Source organism: Streptomyces sp. NPDC028991 (assembly GCF_055564775.1).
On sequence record NZ_JBVHVP010000001.1, the window covers coordinates 439732 to 456350 of the forward strand.

Consider the following 16619-nt stretch of genomic DNA (forward strand, 5'->3'; position numbering starts at 1 on the left):
CGGGTTAGGCTGGATGGTCCCCCCTGTCAGCACACAAAGGTCCCGTGAGATGCCTGCCGAAGCCGCCGAGTCTGTGTCTTCCGTGTTTCCGCAGCTCGAAGCTCTGCTCCCGCATGTGCAGAAGCCGATCCAGTACGTCGGCGGAGAGCTCAACTCGACGGTCAAGGAATGGGAATCCTGCGACGTCCGCTGGGCCCTGATGTACCCCGACGCGTACGAGGTCGGTCTGCCCAACCAGGGCGTCATGATCCTCTACGAGGTCCTCAACGAGCAGCAGGGCGTCCTCGCCGAGCGCACCTACAGCGTCTGGCCGGACCTGGAGGCGCTGATGCGGGAGCACTCCGTCCCGCAGTTCACCGTCGACAGCCACCGCCCGGTGAAGGCCTTCGACGTCTTCGGCCTCTCCTTCTCCACGGAGCTCGGCTACACCAACATGCTCGCCGCCCTGGACCTGGCCGGCATCCCGCTGGAGTCCAAGGACCGCGGCATCGACGACCCGGTCGTCCTGGCCGGCGGCCACGCGGCCTTCAACCCCGAGCCGATCGCCGACTTCATCGACTGCGCGGTCATCGGCGACGGCGAGCAGGCCGTCCTGGAGATCACCGCGATCATCCGCGCCTGGAAGGCCGAGGGCCGCCCCGGCGGCCGCGAGGAACTCCTCCTGCGCCTGGCGAAGACCGGCGGGGTCTACGTCCCCGGCTTCTACGACGTCGAGTACCTCCCCGACGGCCGTATCGCCCGCGTCGTCCCCAACCGCTCGGGCGTCCCGTGGCGCGTCTCCAAGCACACCGTCATGGACCTCGACGAGTGGCCTTACCCCAAGCAGCCGCTGGTCCCGCTCGCCGAGACCGTCCACGAACGCATGTCCGTCGAGATCTTCCGCGGCTGCACCCGCGGCTGCCGTTTCTGCCAGGCCGGCATGATCACCCGCCCGGTGCGCGAGCGCTCCATCACCGGCATCGGCGACATGGTCGAGAAGGGCCTGAAGGCCACCGGCTTCGAAGAGGTCGGCCTGCTCTCGCTCTCCTCCGCCGACCACTCGGAGATCGGTGACGTCGCCAAGGGCCTCGCGGACCGGTACGAGGAGGACAAGATCGGCCTGTCCCTCCCCTCCACCCGGGTGGACGCCTTCAACATCGACCTGGCCAACGAGCTGACCCGCAACGGCCGCCGCTCCGGCCTCACCTTCGCCCCCGAGGGCGGCTCCGAGCGCATCCGCAAGGTCATCAACAAGATGGTCTCGGAGGACGACCTCATCCGGACCGTCGCCACGGCCTACGGCAACGGCTGGCGCCAGGTGAAGCTGTACTTCATGTGCGGCCTGCCCACCGAGACCGACGACGACGTCCTCCAGATCGCCGACATGGCCACCCGCGTGATCCAGAAGGGCCGCGAGGTCTCCGGTTCCGGCGACATCCGCTGCACGGTCTCGATCGGCGGCTTCGTCCCCAAGCCCCACACCCCCTTCCAGTGGTCCCCGCAGCTCTCCTCCGAGGAGACGGACGCCCGCCTGCAGAAGCTCCGCGACAAGATCCGCGGCGACAAGAAGTACGGCCGCTCCATCGGCTTCCGCTACCACGACGGCAAGCCCGGCATCGTCGAGGGCCTCCTCTCCCGCGGCGACCGCCGCATCGGCGCCGTCATCCGCGCCGTCTACGACGACGGCGGCCGCTTCGACGGCTGGCGCGAGCACTTCTCCTACGACCGCTGGATGGCCTGCGCCGACAAGGCCCTGGAGCCCTTCGGCGTCGACGTCGACTGGTACACCACCCGCGAGCGCGGCTACGAGGAGGTCCTTCCCTGGGACCACCTCGACTCGGGCCTCGACAAGGAATGGCTCTGGGAGGACTGGCAGGACGCCCTCGACGAGACCGAGGTCGACGACTGCCGCTGGACGCCTTGCTTCGACTGCGGGGTGTGCCCCCAGTTCGACACATGGCCACAAACGGGCCCGACGGGCAAGAAGCTATTGCCGCTGACGGTCAAGAAGTCCGACTGACCAGCGGAAACGGGGGCTGTGGGATGAGCGAGCCGCTGCACCGCATTGCTGACGCTGTGGCTGACGTCACAGAGACGGATGCGGTGGCAGTGCTGACCTCGCTCGGCTTGCAGAAGGATCGGCGTCAGCCGGCGAAGAAGGCGCTGAGAATGCCACTGCCGCCGCCTGGTGCCCCTTCAGGCGTCTCCTCGGACGTGGAGTGGATGTGAGGAATAGACACCCTCAAAGGTCAGCTTGGCCTGAAACAACAGGCGGGCGGGCCTTCGGGGGTGTCTTGATCGGGTGATCCAGCGGGTCCTGGCGAGCATTTGGCAGCGACTGCCCGCAGGCTGCCGCTGAGTCAGAGGACCTCGGTCTGCTGCGGGGTCACGCAGTGGGAGTACTCGCCAACCTGCACGATGTAGCCCTTCGGCGGCTCCAAGGACGTCGTCCGCCAGATCCCGGTAACCTCCCCGACAGCTTCCGTCGTCGCGCCTGGTCTGTCCGACTCCAAGCGGATTCGGACGCGGGTTCCTTCGGGTAGGTCGCTGCAATAGCGGGGCGGCATGTCGGGGTGAAGACCTCCCCGGGAGACCAAAAACTCCGACCGCAGCCTCCAGGGACTGCCGTCCTCGGTCTCCACCGCGTAGAGCGGTCCTACACGACCGTCACGCTCATCCTGCTCGATGACACACGCGACGACCACACCGCGGCTGCCTATGATCTCCGGCCCAAGCCAGCCCAATTTCGGAATTGGTGGATGTGGCGTCGTCAGTTCCACCATCTCGCCATAGACCAGCGCGGCCTGCTCGGGCCAGGGAGTCTCGTCCAACAGCCACTCATGCTCGACGGTCATGATCCCCTCCTGTTCATGGCCTGGGCAAACCACCACACCATAACGACGCGGTGTCCGGGCAGAGAGCGGTCTGGCCAGTTCTCCCATCGGGCCCTCATGAGGCTCGGGCCATAGGGGCGGCAACCACTGTCACATCGGATCTACTCGTCTAGGCAGGGCGCGGACCACGTCGTGAACGGTAGTGCGGCACATCGAAGTGCACGCCGCTGAAGGCACCTCGGTCGCTACATGCTCGACTTGTGTGAGCGAGTGTGCCCCCAGTTCGACACATGGCCACAAACGGGCCCGACGGGCAAGAAGCTGCTGCCGCTGACGGTGAAGAAGTCCGGCTGACCAGCTGAAACGGGGCTGTGGGATGAGCGATCCGCTCCACCGCATCGCTGAGGCTGTGGATGACGTCACAGAGCCGGATGCGGTGACGCTGCTGACCGCGCTCGGCTTGCAGAGGGATCGGCGGCAGCCGGCGAAGAAGGCGCTGAGAACGCCACTGCCGCCGCCTGGCGTCCCTTCGGAAGTCTCGTCGGACGTGGAGTGGGTGTGAGGGATGGAGCCGGGGCCCCGCGGTGACCTGACGGCAGGATCAGGTACATCCAACCGAAGTGACACCCCCAGCCGGCCAGGTGACCATCCGCGTCAGCGGATCACTTTGATGCTCGGTAGTGGGTGCTCCCACTTGCCAGTCAGCTCGATGAGGACTTGGCGCGCGAGATGCCGGGCCTGGCTCCACCCGGCGTCGCTGGCCAGTGCATTCCGTGTCCATCGGTTGGCCTGTACGTAACCACTCATATCGGCGAGTAGCACGTCGATTTCTTGGAGCTGGGCAGCGGCGTTCCTGCTGATCTGATGGCGCTCCACCAACCTGTTGGCCATGCGAAAGGCGCATTCGAAGTCCAGCGCGATCTCATCCGCCGCCACCTTGTGCTCATCGAGCCAGGCCGTCTGGACCGGAGCATCGGCGGCCAGTACCGACAGGGAGTTGCTCAGAAGGCGCCGGAGAACTATGAAGTCGGGTTCGTCCACCCTCTGATCGTCGCACGCACCAAGCTCCCGAACGGGAGCAAGGCGGAAGAGCCTTGTGATCACCGACCTGGTGCAGGATCCCGCGGCAATGCGGCACATCGAAGCGTACGGCGCTGACTACACCTCGGGCACTACACACACGATTGTGTGAGCGAGTGTGCCCCCAGTTCGACACATGGCCACAAACGGGCCCGACGGGCAAGAAGCTGCTGCCGCTGACGGTGAAGAAGTCCGACTGACCAGCGGAAACGGAGGAGTGAGGGATGACTGAGCCACTGCGGCGCATTGCTGAGGCTGTGGCGGACGCCACAGAGGATGAGGTGGCCGCGGTGCTCGGTTCGCTCGGGGCCGTGACGGCGCGGCAGTCGACGCGAGACGCTCCCCGGACGCCTCTCCCGAGCTCTGGCGGCCACGCGAGCATCCTGTCCGAAGTGGAGTGGGTTTGAGAGCGCAGAGGAGTGCTCAGGAGCTTTCGCGGGCCCTTGCTCCCCTCATCGGGCAGGATGAAGCTCTGAACTATGCGAGTGGGGGACGCTATGGAAGAGAGCCGCAAAGAAGGCAGGAGCCGGAGCCTCGGAGCGCCTCAAACGAACAACGAAGCGAGCGGCGGAACTTTCCACGGCCCGGTGATCATGGGTGGCCAGGTTCAGTTCGAGTTGCCGCAGCATAAGGTCCGGACTGGTACTCGACTGGGGGCGCACGATCAGATGTTTTCCCACGGCGAGTGGGTTGATCTTGCGTATGACCCTATACCCGATGCTGGCACAAGTGACTACGCTGATGATCTTCGTGCAGCCGGTTTTCATCCTTGGTTTGCTGCGAACGGCTTTGCGGATAAAGTTCACAATAGGTATGTCCACGATCTGCATCTTCCTCTGAACTTGGTTGTCTACGAACGTCATGATCGAGTCCCCCGATTTGCTCTTCTGCTGACGGGGAACGCGGACGGGACCATACTCACGGCCTATGCGGCAGCTCTTCCGGATCTGATGACTTTGCTCGGCCAGTGGACGCCTACCCTGAGACTGCTCGGGCAGACAGACCAGATCGCAAGCACCTTGCGAAAGTAGGTTCAGTAAGGCGAATTTGTGATAATTAAGCCTTCAAGTCGTCTCAACGCGCTGCCGGGTCGTGAAGTTATACACGTAACGAAATGAATTTATGGGCCCCCAAAGACGCATCGAGGGCCCATATGTCTATCTCACGCGAACGAGGTGCGCTGTAGATAGGCGCATCCCTGCGGCAACTTAGGGCCGACGTGGTGCTTCAGGAGAGGAAGCTGGCCGGTCAGTGAAGGTCACTCCTGAGAAGTCTCTTCCCTGTACAACTGGACCATTGAATGTGCCTCCGCTGATTGTGTTGGTTACGTCTTCGCTACTCACACCGACGGTCTTAGCCTGCTCATGCCATCGGCCGAGTTCGCTACGGAAGTGTTCGTCATTTGCTGCCCGTGCCGCCAAGGCGACACTCAAGGCTTGCGCAAGGGATACATCGGCCGGCGCTTGCTCTAGCCTCTGCAGTTCAAGCTCTCCTGACCCCACTGCAGGTGAAGGTGACGTGACTTCCTCTTCACTTCGAAAAGGCCGACGGATCAGAGCGGTCAACGCTGCCCAAGTCTGTCGGCCAACCTCACCCCCAGCGCCGCCTGCAAGAGCGATCAGTAGCGCCGTTGAAACAGGATCCATTCGCGCTGCCTCCTCACTGGTTCGCGTTCTCACACGAGGACGCTGCTGCAGCATCGCCGGTTCCCCGGTCTCGCTGAAAGAAGCGTTTAACGTGGCACGGCTACAGGTACCTATAGCGCTACTTAGCATTGAACAGCTCCTGAGCCATCTCGAAGTAGGCGCGTGACTGTTTCTGATTGCCTGCATCACGTTCAAGGAAAGATAGGTTGAGGAGAGTAACCCCCTCGCCGTGAGGGTCGCGGCTCTCTCGATAGCATACTCTTGCTTTCTGGAAGATGTCGCGCGCACTCTTCAAATCTGCCATCGCGGTGTGAGTGCCTCCAAGATTCATCAACGTGATAGCTAGCCCGTGCTGGTCCCCGACACTCTTGTACAGTTCGATCGCCTTTCTGAAATGAGGGAGTGATGCATCGTGATTCCCTAGTTGCGAGAAGGCTAAGGCGAGCCCTGAGTGTCCCGATGCTTCCTTTCGGCGATCACCGCTAAGTTGATGAAATCGAACTGATTCGCCATACGCTTTGACAGCTTCAGCGAGTCTTCCAGATTCCCGGTAAACGTTTCCAAGATTCGTCAAGACTGTTCCGACATGGAGAGGATCGCCCAACGCTCGCCCCAACGTGAGAGCGCGTTTTAGCGGAGGGATGCCTGCTGCCGGTCCATTCACCTGCCTCAGTGCAGCACCAAGAGCGATCAACATGTCACACTCCACTTCTCTAGCTCCTGCCGCCCGGGCGAGCTTGACTCCTTCCATGAGGGGTGGAATTGCGTCACTAAAACGCCTAATGCTTGAGAGTGCAAGCCCCAAATGATTCAGAGACCGGGCTTGCCAATCGATGTTTTCGGCTTTACGTGCAGCACTTAGTGCGGTCTTGGCGACACCGATTAGATCCGTTACCCTTCTTCGAACATCTAGATATAGGCCGAGGTGTATGGAGATGGAATAGGCGCCTTCGAACAGTCCTTCCCTCTCTGCTAGATGACTCGCGGCGAGAAGGTTAGCCTCTTCGATGTGGAACCATTTGACTGGCTCGCCGTGCCTATCCCGAAAGCATTTCCCTTCCGCTTTTGATGCTCTGTCTCTAAGAACCCAATCAGCAGACTCTGAAGTATCCGAGTAGTATCTGACCAAGCGGCGTACGGCCTGTTCCTGTCCATCTTCTCTTTTTGAGGCGTCACCCTTCTCGTTTGCATAAATTCGCAGCAAGTCATGGAGGCGCCACCGTCCCCAAACCTGCCCCACTTCGACCAGGTGGGCCCGACTCAGGGACTCCAGCATTCGGGCAGTTTCCCGTACTTCAAGCTCGGCCAGTTTAGAGACAGCTTCACTTGCAACGTCTGGACCTGCATTGAGCGGGAGTAGGCGAAAGAGGCGGGCCTGATCTTTCGGCAGTCTTTCATAGGACAGATCAAAGGCTGCCCGGACAGCTCGCTCTTCTCGTGTCAGGGTGTCCAGTCTAGAATGAGCATTGGCCAAGTCGTCCGCCAGTGACTTAATCGGACGACTTGATGAGTCCGCCAGTAGAGCTGCGGCGATCTGTAGTGCTAATGGGAGGAAGCCGCACAACCCTGCGACTCGAAGTGTGTCCGTCGGCTCTTGCTCTACCCTGGAATCTTGGGGCCCTCTGTGTCGTCGAATTACTGCTCGGATGACGTCGATTGCGGAATCAGGCCTCAGTACATCGAGGTCATACAGTTTCGCGTCGATGGACAGCGTGTGTCTTGAGGTGACCAGAGCTGCATTTATTCCGTCACTAGGGATTAGAGGAGATACTTGGTCGGAGGAGTCTGCATTATCGAGTAGGACGAGGATGCGCTTGCCTTGTTCGGCGTATGACTGCAGTACAGAGCGGAACATTCTCGCGCGATCTTGCGTCTCCTCGGGAATAGATTCTGCTGGTAGTCCGAGTGAACCAAGCAGGCTGCCGAGAGCCGCGTGGGGCTCAACTCGGCGGTCGGTGTCATACCCAAATAGGTCAATGAACAAAACGCCGCCAGGGAACCATTCGGTCTCATTTAGGGCGAAATGTGCCACCTGGAGCGCGAGTTCTGTCTTGCCGACGCCAGCCATACCTGTCACGGCAATCACGGCTTCACTCTTGGATGCCGTGGGTCGCAAGATAGCGTGCATCTCGGAAATCTCGCGATCGCGCCCTTCGAAAGTAGATGCCCGACGAGGTAGGCCACTCAGGGCTGGGCTCACTACAGGTGGCAGCTGAATCGTCGTGTGTTGACCTTGAATCACTGCACCAAAGAAGACGCCGTCTTTGATTTCGTTATTCACCGCACCCCCCTGTGGATCTAATGGACCGTTATGGTATCGATTTTGTTCGTCGGGTGGTGCCGATGTCGCTGACCACTGTGAGTAGCGCCTGTGCTCTCGTGTGCCGTGGTGTCGTCCAGGTAGATTCGTGGTCGTGTCCGGCGCGCGTCGGGTTGGTCACCCGTGGGCGTGTGCTGGTTGATCGCGCGCGACTAGGGGAGCTGGTACGGGCATGGCAGTTGAGGCTGCTCGATCGGATGAGGGGTTCACGTCGGCGGTGGTCTCGCGGGTGCTGGTCGCCGCGTGCCGGGCTGTGGGGCTCGAAGACAGAGGCGCAAAGTTGATCCGGCTGGGCGAGAATGCACTGTTTTGGCTGGCGGAAGCCCCGGTGATCGTGCGTGTGGCCCGGGGGCGGGAGTGGCTGCCGACGGCTCAGAAGGAGGTTGCCGTTGCTGGGTGGTTGGAGGGGGAGGGGGTCCCTGCGGCGCGCATTGTGGAGGATCTTGAGCAGCCGCTGCTGATCCACGGGCACCCTGTGACGTTCTGGCACCGGATCGTGGAGGGCGATAGGAAGCCTGCCTACGGGGAGCTGGGGGCGGTGCTGCGTGACCTTCACTCGCTCACGGTGCCGGCCGGGCTTGAGTTGCCTCGGTTTGACCCCTTCGGTAAGCAGGAACTGCGGATCGACCGTGCGCCGATCCCTGAGGATGACCGGACATTCCTGCGGAAGCGGTGGCGTGAGCTGCAAGACCGGTATGCGGACCTGCAGTTCGATACGCCCAAGGGGCCGGTGCACGGGGATGCCCATGTGCAGAACCTCATGGTGGACGACCGTGGGCAGGTGATTCTGATCGACTTCGAGGCGTTCTGCTGTGACCATCCTGAGTGGGATCTGATGGTCACGGCCGTTGAGCATCACAGCCTTGGGTGGCAGAGCGACGAGCAGTACGCCGACTTCGTGAGTGCGTACGGTCGTGATCTGTACGACTGGCCTGGCTATGAGATGCTGCGCGGCCTTCAGGAGTTCGGCATGACGACGTGGCTCATGCAGAACATCCGGGAGGACGAGCAGACGGCTGCCGAGTACCGCCGGCGCATTGCGGCGCTTCGTGATGACGCTGCTCCGCGGGACTGGCGTCCCTGGTAGGGAGCTACTCGTCGTCGTCCAGGCGGGCCAGTGCATCGCGTACCTGGTCGTTGAAGGCGGTCACCACGGGGTTGCACGAGTGTGCGCTGACCTCGGTCTGGAAGTCGGTGACGTAGCGCTGGAAGCGGTTTGACTGGAGGCTGTCGCCACCGTCCACGGCCAGGCTGGCTGTCTGGACGGCGGCTTCGAGTTCGCCGTTGAGTAGCTGGCTCTGGGCGAGCACCATGCGGCAGAACCCGAGGGTGCGGGCGTACTTCGGGTCGGTGGTGTCCACGGCCCGCTGTGCCTGCTCGACGGCTTCGCGGCGCATCGTGAGGTCGCGGAAGCAGTGGCAGAGTTCGCCCATGAGTTCCGCTGAGTCGAAGTAGCCCAGCCATGCCGGATCTTCTCCGGTTTCCGCGCGCTCGAAGTGGCGTTCCGCTTCGTTCATGGCGCGTCCGGCGGCGATTCGGTCGCCTGCGTTCGACAGGGCCCGTGCTTCCATGGCGGCGTAGTTCGCCATGGCACGTGGGGTGGCTCTCCCTTTGGCTCCCTCGACGGCGGCTCGGGCCAACTGGATGGCCTGTGTGTGGTGGCCGAGGTAGTTGGCCTGGTGGCTGAGGTTGCCGAGAATGCGGGCGCCGAACATGCGGTCGTCGATGACCTGGGACAGGCGCAGCGTGGAGGTCAGGTAGCGGTGGGCGAGTCGATGGTTGCCGGTGTCGTACGCGGTCCACGCGAGGAGCTGCGACACCTCGGCGGCTGCGCCGTATAGCGCGGTGCCTACCTTCTGACTGTAGCTCGCGCTGAGCAGGGGAAGGACTTCGTGCCGGAAGTAGTGGCGTAAGGCGCGGTGGCCGTGGCCGCCTCCGTACTTGAAGTCGAGCTGCATGAACATGTCCGCTGCGTCCCGGATTGCCCGGACGTCGCGCATGCCGATTCGCTGGTGTGCCGGCCTGTCGGCCTGGATGCCGTCGGGCCTACTGATCATCCACGACAGGACGGTGGAACTCAGGTCCGCGTCGGCGACGATCAGACCTCCATCGTCCGGTGTGTCCTCGGCGCGTTCCTGGGCCAGGCCGTCAAGCATGGACAGCGCGTCGGGGACAGTGCGCGGGTAACCGACAGAGTCCGGGTTGGGTTGCTTCGCATGATCGAAGAATCCGAGATCGCCGGGCGTGACGCGACGGTTCAGTTTGGCACTGAGGACATCGGCCATGATCGCTGCCGTCTGAGGCTGGATGCCTGCGCCGTCGCGCCAACGCTGGACGGCGACGTGAGTGGTTCCCAGGGGCACGCCGCGTTGTGTTGCGGCGTCCTTCATTCGTTTCGCAAGCCCTTTGTTCGAGACCTGCGCTTCGTTCATGACTGCGATCAGTTGCGCGTTCGGCTCTCGGCTCATGCTCTCCTGCCAACCCGAGAAATGACGGCGAGTATTCATCGTGTCACAACGTGGGGGGTTGGGGGGTTCATTGGCGAACCCCCGTGGGCTTTGCCGGTGTTCATCTGAACCCCCCGGTGGACACTCCCGGTCAGACGTCGTTCGCCGTGTACTGGCTTCCGCGTAGCAAGTGGTCCGGGAAGGGGCCGTCGAAGCTGACAAGGGGACGTCATGGACGCGAGGAAAACGCGGCAGCGCGAGCACGTGGGTGCGGAGATCGAGGCGTTCGCCCATTGGTTCGCGAAGCCTGATCTCTCCGCAGGGCACTTCTTGACCGTGACCCTCTTTGCGGAGGCTGCCGACTCGGCTCGCGTGGCGCGAGACATGACGGCCGTGTTCCTGCGGGGCGCAGGTGCGGATGCCATGGTGGACGACGCTCGGTTGATCGTCTCGGAACTGGTCGGCAACGTGGTGAATCACGTGGTGCCGGAACCTGCTCTGGCTCAGCCTGGCGGGTCCCGTCGTATGGACGTGAGCTTCAAGCTGTGGCCGAAGTGGCTTTTCATCGGGGTCACGGATGAGGACTCGACACCACCGCTTCTCCCTGTGGGAGATGTTTTCTCGCCTGGGCTGATGGGTGAGCTGTCAGAGGCAGTGCTGCCCGACGACGGTCGAGGGCTGCTGATCGTTCAGCGGCTGGCGTCCGCTGTCTGGTGGACGCCGGGAGAAGGCGGCGGCAAGACAGTGTGGTGCCGCATGGACGTGGCCCAAGGAGCAGAGGCCGGCTCACCTCGTTGAGCTCCGGACCGTCGCCTCCCGAGCACTCCTTCGCGATCAGGAGCGGAGCGACGGCCCGGACACCGGCCGGAGTCTGACCTCTCCGGCCCACGGGGCGCGGTCCCTTGCGAACTGTCTACCGGGTTCCCCACCCGGCCAAGGGGCCGCGCTTCACAACCTCATACCGAGACCGGACCACCCCCGCGCCTGGCAGCAACCGGGGTGGTCCGGGAGGGGACACAGCGTTCCCCGGTGCCCGATGGTACCGGGGTCGCTGTGCTGTCTACACGCCCCGGGCCACGAAGAGTTGACGATCCGTCGGTTAAGCGGATGGGAGTGGCCAAGTGACTGGCGCGGGTGAGGATTGGCTTCGGGGCGGCCTCGACGACATCGCGGACGCGGAGTCGGGTCTGTGGGTGCGTGGGGTCGATTACGTCGAGGGCTGGCGGTCGGCGCGTGAGTCTGCGGATCGGCTGAACCGTGCGCTCCTGGGCGCGGGCTTCGAGTTGTCCGCGGTGCGGGCCGTGGCGTCGGCGGACGAGACGGGGCGCGGTGTGGTGCGCCTGACGGGCTGGCCGGAGACGGCGGATCGGCTCGCCGTACTCCTGGAGGCGCTTGCTGGCCACGACGGCGGTGCGCGGTGATGGGCGCCGCGGCGGGTGAGCGGTGTGGGTGGGCACGTCGTCGGGTGGAGAGACTTTGGGCGGGAGCTGCCATGGGGCGAGTGAACAGGGGGCCTTACGCTCGCCCGGCGAATCGGGCAGGCACTGGTCCTGCCCGCGTTTGTGCCCGATGGGCCCCCTGTTCTTCGAGGCTCGCCCCATGGTGGCTGCCTAAAGTCTCGGAGCCCGGCGACCCCCAGCCCACCACGCCCTTGCCACCGGCGGGCGGGTATCGCCTCGACTCCTCGGCCGTGCTGCGGTGTGGGGCGTCGGGCGACCGGACGGGACCGGCGGTCACGCCGCATGCCCGGCCGGGGCGGCCGGGCGCCCCGGCGCGCCGCAGGCGCGCCCTTGAGGAAGTGAAGGGGGTTTCGACCGATCGTCGTTGCCGGTCAGGTCTGGCGGCGTCGGGTGGGTTGTTTGTCGGCGGTGATCCGGTAGGCGGCTTCGGCGCGGTCGGCTCCGATGCGGAGTTCTTCGAGGATGAGCGGGCGGTCGTCGGTGCCGTGTGTGATGCGGGACAGGTGCAGGATCGGGGTCGCGTCCGGGAGGTGGAGCGTGGTGCGCTCGTCGGGCACCGGCATGCGGGCGCGTACTGTCTCCGACCACCACAGCTTGTGCCCCGCCTTGGCGAGCACCGTGTAGACGTCTGTCGGCTGCTGGCCAGGCTCCTGGGCGAGTGCCGGCACACTCTCGGCGACCGCGAAGGGGATCAGCGTCCGGTGCATCGCCCGGGTGCCCGTGGCGGCGTTGGTCAGGAGGCGGTCACAGCCGAACAGCTCCTCTTCCTCGCCCAGACCGAGGAGTCGCCCGGTCGCCTTCGTCGTGCGGGTGCGGTGCACGCTCGGTTCCTCGGCCTCGTCCCAGACGTCGCCGCCGAGCATCACGAATCTTCCGCCGGGGGCGTGCTGGATGCGGCGGTCAAGGGCGAGCGTGGGGTGTCCCTCGGAGCGTACGAAGCTGCCCTTGCCGTGCCGGACGTCGATCAGTCCTTCCGCGCGCAGGGCTGCGATGGCGTTGCGGACGGTGGGGCGGGAGACCTGGTAGCGGGCCATGAGCTGCGCTTCGGACGGCAGCAGGGACGCGGGGGCGAACTGGCCCGACACGATCGCTTCCCGGATGGCCGCAGCCACCTGTTGGTAGAGGGCTCCGGGGCGCTGGATCTCCGCCATCTCAACATCTCCGGTCTGGTGTCGTAGGCACGTCGCACGCGCGACAGCACTCGTCAGCATAAGTAGTTGCGCTCTCGCCGTACAGAACTCCATAGTCATAACTCATAAGGACAAGTGACGTCCGGATGTGCCGGGCGTCCTCGACGGCCAGGGAGGCCACAGAACATGCAGTCCATTCCCGTGGACACGACGCGGCTCGGCGTACTGCGCTGTGCCATCGCGCCGGAAGCGAAGCTCAGCAACCCCGAGACGCAGGAGGTGAAGAAGGACCGGGACGGCAACCCGGTCTACACCGTCGCCGTGACCGTGCGGCAGGACCGGCGGCGGATCTCCGTCATCGAGATCGCCGTGAGCGGCGAACCGAAGGGCATCCAAGAGGGCCAGATCGTCAAGGTCACCGGCCTGATCGCGTTCGCCTGGGCGATGGGAGACCGGCACGGCATCAGCTTCCGTGCCGAGGCCATCACCCCCATCTCCGGTACGGCGACGGCGCACGGCAAGGGCGGTGACGCCTGATGGGACCCCTCTTCCTCGCCTTCGCCCTCGCCGTGGCGGCCTGGCTGCTGGTCGTCGGTGACCTGGTGCGCCGGCACCGTCCGGCCTGGCACTGGTACCTCACCGGATACCCGGCGGCGGCCTGGCGGGTGGTGTTCACCTGGCGTCGGGTCGCCCTGCTCAACGACCTCGCCGTGTCCCGGCTCCCCGCGCGGACGGTGGTCGGGCATCTGCTGGTCAAGGGCGACCCGGTGCGGCCTGTGGCTCCGCGGATCTCCTTCCCCCGCGCCACCCGCATGGGGCTGAGCGTGGTTGTGCGGCTGCACGCGGGCCAGACCCCGGCCGCGTACATGCAGGCGGCTGACGCTCTGGTCCACGCGTGGAAGGTCCACGCGGTGCGGGTGGCCTCGCCGGAACGCGGCCTCGTGCTGCTGACCGCCACCGCCACAGACCCACTGGAACGCCCCGGCTTAGCCAGCGCACCGGCCGAACTGCTCTCCGCCCTCATCGGCGCGCTGGAGACGGGCGGGGCGTGGGTGATGAACCTGCGCCTGGTCCCGCACTGGCTCATCGCCGGGGCCACCCGCTCCGGCAAGTCCACCCTCCTCGCCCGGCTCATCACCCAACTCGCATCCCAACCCGTCGCCCTGGTCGGCATCGACTGCAAGGGCGGCATGGAACTCGGCCTCTTCACCGAACGCCTCAGCGCCCTCGCCACGTGCAGGCGCGAAGCAGTCGCCGTGCTCACGGCCCTCGTGGTCGACATGCAGGACCGGATGAGCGCTTGCCGTACGGCTGGGGTCCGCTCGATCTGGGAGCTGCCGGACAAGCTCCGTCCGGTGCCGGTCGTGGTCCTGGTCGACGAGATCGCGGAACTGTACCTGTCCGACGGCACCCGCCAGAGCAAGGCGGAAGCAGAGCAGTGCTCCACGCTCCTGCTGCGGCTGGCGCAGCTCGGCGCCGCACTCGGCCTGCACCTGGTCGTGGCCGGCCAACGCGTCGGCTCCGACCTCGGCCCCGGCGTCACCGCCCTGCGCGCCCAGCTCGGCGGCCGGATCTGCCACCGCGTCAACGACCCCGGCACCGCAGAAATGACCCTCGGCGACCTCAACAAGGACGCCGTAACCGTCGCTCAAGCCATCACGGCCCAGGAACGCGGCGTGGCCGTCTGCACCGGACCTGACGGCGGCTGGGCCCGTGCCCGCTCCCACCTCACCCCCACCGATGAAGCCGTGGCCACGGCCCGGAAGCACTCCGGCATGACCCCCCAACTCCCCGCCCTTGACCGCGCCCTGGTGACGCTAGAAGGAGACGGCAAGTGATCAGCGAAGGTACGGCATTCGGCTTCGCGGTGGTCTTCGGGATCATCACCGTCCTCCTCGTCCGCTCCCGCGACGTACGCGGCTGGGAAGCGGTCTGCGTCGGCCTCTTCGGCCTCTACCTCGGACAGACCCCCGTCCTCTTCACCATCCATGGCCTCGTCACCTGGGTCATCAGCGGCTTCTCCCACACCTGAAAGACAAGGACCCCATCGCATGACCATGCGCCGCGTGAGGTGCCCCCACTGCAAGGGCGACGGAGCCCGCAAGACCTGGACCGGACGACTGCGCCGCTGCCGCGTCTGCCGGGGCACCGGCACCATCCGCTAACCCACCACCCACGACCGACCCGACCAGGAGTGATCCCCATGAACGACGACGCGCCACCACCCACCATCCCGGCCGCTGCGGCGGCCCACCCCGGAAGGTCACCACCATCACCCCGCACCCCACCACCCCGGCTGACCGGCGCGCCGCCCTCGACCACGCGGCGCGCCTGCGCCACCTCCCCGAAGCAGACCGAGACGCCCTCCGCATCGCCCAAGACCCCGACTTCCCCCGCTGGCTGCAGCAGATCACCCAAACCGGCGGCTGCGCCCACCCCGTCCACCTCTCCGGCCACACCACCACCCTGGACCACGCAACCGGCGAGATCCTCCACCACTACGACACCCGCAACGAACCCGGCGAACGCCTCCTCGTCCGCTGCCGCAACCGCCGCGCAACCATCTGCCCCGCCTGCTCCCGACTCCACGCGGGAGACACCTTCCACCTCGTCCGCGCGGGCCTCGTCGGCGGCAAGAACGTCCCGACCACGGTGCGCACGCGGCCTCGCCTCTTCGTCACCCTCACCGCCCCCTCCTTCGGACCGGTACACCGCGTGGGCACAACGTGCCGCCCCCGCCGTAACGGCGGTGCCTGCGAGCACGGCCGTCCCCTCGGCTGCCACACCGTCCACGCCCCGGCCGACCCGCTCGTCGGCCAACCCGTCTGCCCGGACTGCTACGACCACACCAGCCACGTCCTCTGGCACGCGCACGCTGCCAAGCTGTGGGACCGGTTCGTCATCGACGTCCGCCGCCGCCTCGCCTCCTCGGCCGGCATCGTGCAGTCGCGCTTCGCCCGGCACGCCCGGTTGTCTTTCGCTCGTATCGCCGAGTACCAGAAGAGGGCGGCCGTCCACGTGCACGCCGTCATCCGCCTCGACGGCCCGGACGGACCCACCGACGAACCCCCGCCCTGGGGCACCCCGGACCGGCTCACCCGCGCCGTGTACGCATCCGCCCAGCGGGTCACCGTCCACACCACCTACAGCCCAGCCGTCGGCGAACTGGAACTGCGCTGGGGCATACAGACCGACGTCCGTGCCCTGAACGCCGATGGTGACGGCCCTGACGACGACGCCGTGGCCGCCTACGTCGCGAAGTACGTCACCAAGGGCACCGACGAGACCGGCGCCGGCACCGACCATAAGGTCACCACCAGGGACGACATCGACACGGCACCCGTCAGCCGACACGTCCGCGCCCTCATGCACACCTGTTGGCGACTCGGCGGCCTCCCCGAATACGCACCGCTGCGCCTACGTACCTGGACCCACACCCTCGGCTACCGGGGCCACATCCTCACGAAATCCCGCGTCTACTCCACCACCTACGCCGCACTACGTGCCGAACGCGCCCACCACGTCGGCCACACCGACATCCCCGACGCGATCACAGACGCGCACTGGCGCTATATCGGCTCCGGCCACACACCGGGCGCCGCTCTCATCGCTGCCGGAGTCGCTGAAGACCTCGCGGAGTCTCGGCGACTCAGTTCAGAAGCCAGCCAACAGGGGGGTGGGGTCGATAACTCCTCTGCCCAAGCCTGAGCCTGCGAACGACGA

At 65.3% G+C, this 16619-nt stretch carries 16 protein-coding genes; 11 read left to right on the top strand and 5 right to left on the bottom strand.

The window, feature by feature from the left end; all coding sequences use genetic code 11:
- The first annotated feature begins 49 nt into the window (after window positions 1-49).
- Both ACZ4V1_RS01930 and ACZ4V1_RS01935 read left to right on the top strand, forming a co-directional pair.
- On the top strand, window positions 50-1999 hold the full coding sequence (locus ACZ4V1_RS01930) for a TIGR03960 family B12-binding radical SAM protein (protein WP_468328107.1): 1950 nt from the start codon (window positions 50-52) through the stop codon (window positions 1997-1999).
- 23 nt (window positions 2000-2022) lie between these two features.
- Window positions 2023-2208 carry a hypothetical protein gene (locus tag ACZ4V1_RS01935; protein WP_468328109.1) on the top strand — a complete coding sequence of 62 codons (186 nt, stop codon included), beginning with the start codon at window positions 2023-2025 and terminating at the stop codon, window positions 2206-2208.
- A 131-nt stretch (window positions 2209-2339) separates the two neighbouring features.
- On the opposite strand, the gene ACZ4V1_RS01940 is transcribed toward ACZ4V1_RS01935, so the two are convergent.
- Window positions 2340-2834: a hypothetical protein gene (locus ACZ4V1_RS01940; protein WP_468328111.1), complete on the bottom strand. Its 495-nt coding sequence runs from the start codon at window positions 2832-2834 to the stop codon at window positions 2340-2342.
- Between the two features lie 355 nt (window positions 2835-3189).
- Here ACZ4V1_RS01940 and ACZ4V1_RS01945 point away from each other — a divergent pair, with 355 nt between their 5' ends.
- Window positions 3190-3375, top strand: a complete 186-nt coding sequence (locus tag ACZ4V1_RS01945) for a hypothetical protein (RefSeq protein ID WP_468328113.1) — start codon at window positions 3190-3192, stop codon at window positions 3373-3375.
- 92 nt (window positions 3376-3467) lie between these two features.
- On the opposite strand, the gene ACZ4V1_RS01950 is transcribed toward ACZ4V1_RS01945, so the two are convergent.
- Window positions 3468-3854, bottom strand: a complete 387-nt coding sequence (locus ACZ4V1_RS01950) for a hypothetical protein (protein WP_468328115.1) — start codon at window positions 3852-3854, stop codon at window positions 3468-3470.
- Between the two features lie 536 nt (window positions 3855-4390).
- Between ACZ4V1_RS01950 and ACZ4V1_RS01955 the strand changes: the two genes are divergently transcribed.
- Complete coding sequence (locus ACZ4V1_RS01955) at window positions 4391-4924, top strand: hypothetical protein (protein ID WP_468328117.1); 534 nt, start codon at window positions 4391-4393, stop codon at window positions 4922-4924.
- Between the two features lie 733 nt (window positions 4925-5657).
- Here the strand turns inward: ACZ4V1_RS01955 and ACZ4V1_RS01960 are convergent.
- The gene (locus ACZ4V1_RS01960; RefSeq protein WP_468328119.1) at window positions 5658-7820 is read right to left on the bottom strand and encodes a tetratricopeptide repeat protein; all 2163 of its coding nucleotides are present in this window, start codon (window positions 7818-7820) and stop codon (window positions 5658-5660) included.
- Window positions 7821-8031: 211 nt separating this feature from the next.
- Here ACZ4V1_RS01960 and ACZ4V1_RS01965 point away from each other — a divergent pair, with 211 nt between their 5' ends.
- Entirely contained in the window at window positions 8032-8946 is a 915-nt protein-coding gene (locus tag ACZ4V1_RS01965) for a phosphotransferase enzyme family protein (protein WP_468328121.1), read from the top strand.
- A 4-nt stretch (window positions 8947-8950) separates the two neighbouring features.
- Here ACZ4V1_RS01965 and ACZ4V1_RS01970 read toward each other — a convergent pair whose 3' ends face one another.
- The gene (locus ACZ4V1_RS01970) at window positions 8951-10327 is read right to left on the bottom strand and encodes a sporulation protein (protein ID WP_468328123.1); all 1377 of its coding nucleotides are present in this window, start codon (window positions 10325-10327) and stop codon (window positions 8951-8953) included.
- 210 nt (window positions 10328-10537) lie between these two features.
- Between ACZ4V1_RS01970 and ACZ4V1_RS01975 the strand changes: the two genes are divergently transcribed.
- Entirely contained in the window at window positions 10538-11104 is a 567-nt protein-coding gene (locus ACZ4V1_RS01975; RefSeq protein ID WP_468328125.1) for an ATP-binding protein, read from the top strand.
- A 323-nt stretch (window positions 11105-11427) separates the two neighbouring features.
- Window positions 11428-11727: a hypothetical protein gene (locus tag ACZ4V1_RS01980; protein WP_468328127.1), complete on the top strand. Its 300-nt coding sequence runs from the start codon at window positions 11428-11430 to the stop codon at window positions 11725-11727.
- A gap of 410 nt (window positions 11728-12137) precedes the next feature.
- On the opposite strand, the gene ACZ4V1_RS01985 is transcribed toward ACZ4V1_RS01980, so the two are convergent.
- Complete coding sequence (locus ACZ4V1_RS01985) at window positions 12138-12917, bottom strand: GntR family transcriptional regulator (protein WP_468328129.1); 780 nt, start codon at window positions 12915-12917, stop codon at window positions 12138-12140.
- A gap of 165 nt (window positions 12918-13082) precedes the next feature.
- Here ACZ4V1_RS01985 and ACZ4V1_RS01990 point away from each other — a divergent pair, with 165 nt between their 5' ends.
- From ACZ4V1_RS01990 to ACZ4V1_RS02005, 4 genes are all read left to right on the top strand, one after another.
- The gene (locus tag ACZ4V1_RS01990) at window positions 13083-13433 is read left to right on the top strand and encodes an SCO3933 family regulatory protein (RefSeq protein ID WP_468328131.1); all 351 of its coding nucleotides are present in this window, start codon (window positions 13083-13085) and stop codon (window positions 13431-13433) included.
- Window positions 13433-14734, top strand: a complete 1302-nt coding sequence (locus ACZ4V1_RS01995; RefSeq protein WP_468328133.1) for an FtsK/SpoIIIE domain-containing protein — start codon at window positions 13433-13435, stop codon at window positions 14732-14734. Before ACZ4V1_RS01990 ends, ACZ4V1_RS01995 begins: the two co-directional genes overlap by 1 nt.
- A complete protein-coding gene (locus ACZ4V1_RS02000; protein ID WP_011029322.1) occupies window positions 14731-14928 on the top strand; it encodes a hypothetical protein in 198 nt (65 codons plus the stop codon). The genes ACZ4V1_RS01995 and ACZ4V1_RS02000 overlap by 4 nt, the downstream gene beginning before the upstream one ends.
- A 299-nt stretch (window positions 14929-15227) precedes the next feature.
- Window positions 15228-16604: a replication initiator gene (locus ACZ4V1_RS02005; protein WP_468328912.1), complete on the top strand. Its 1377-nt coding sequence runs from the start codon at window positions 15228-15230 to the stop codon at window positions 16602-16604.
- The last annotated feature ends 15 nt before the right edge of the window (window positions 16605-16619 follow it).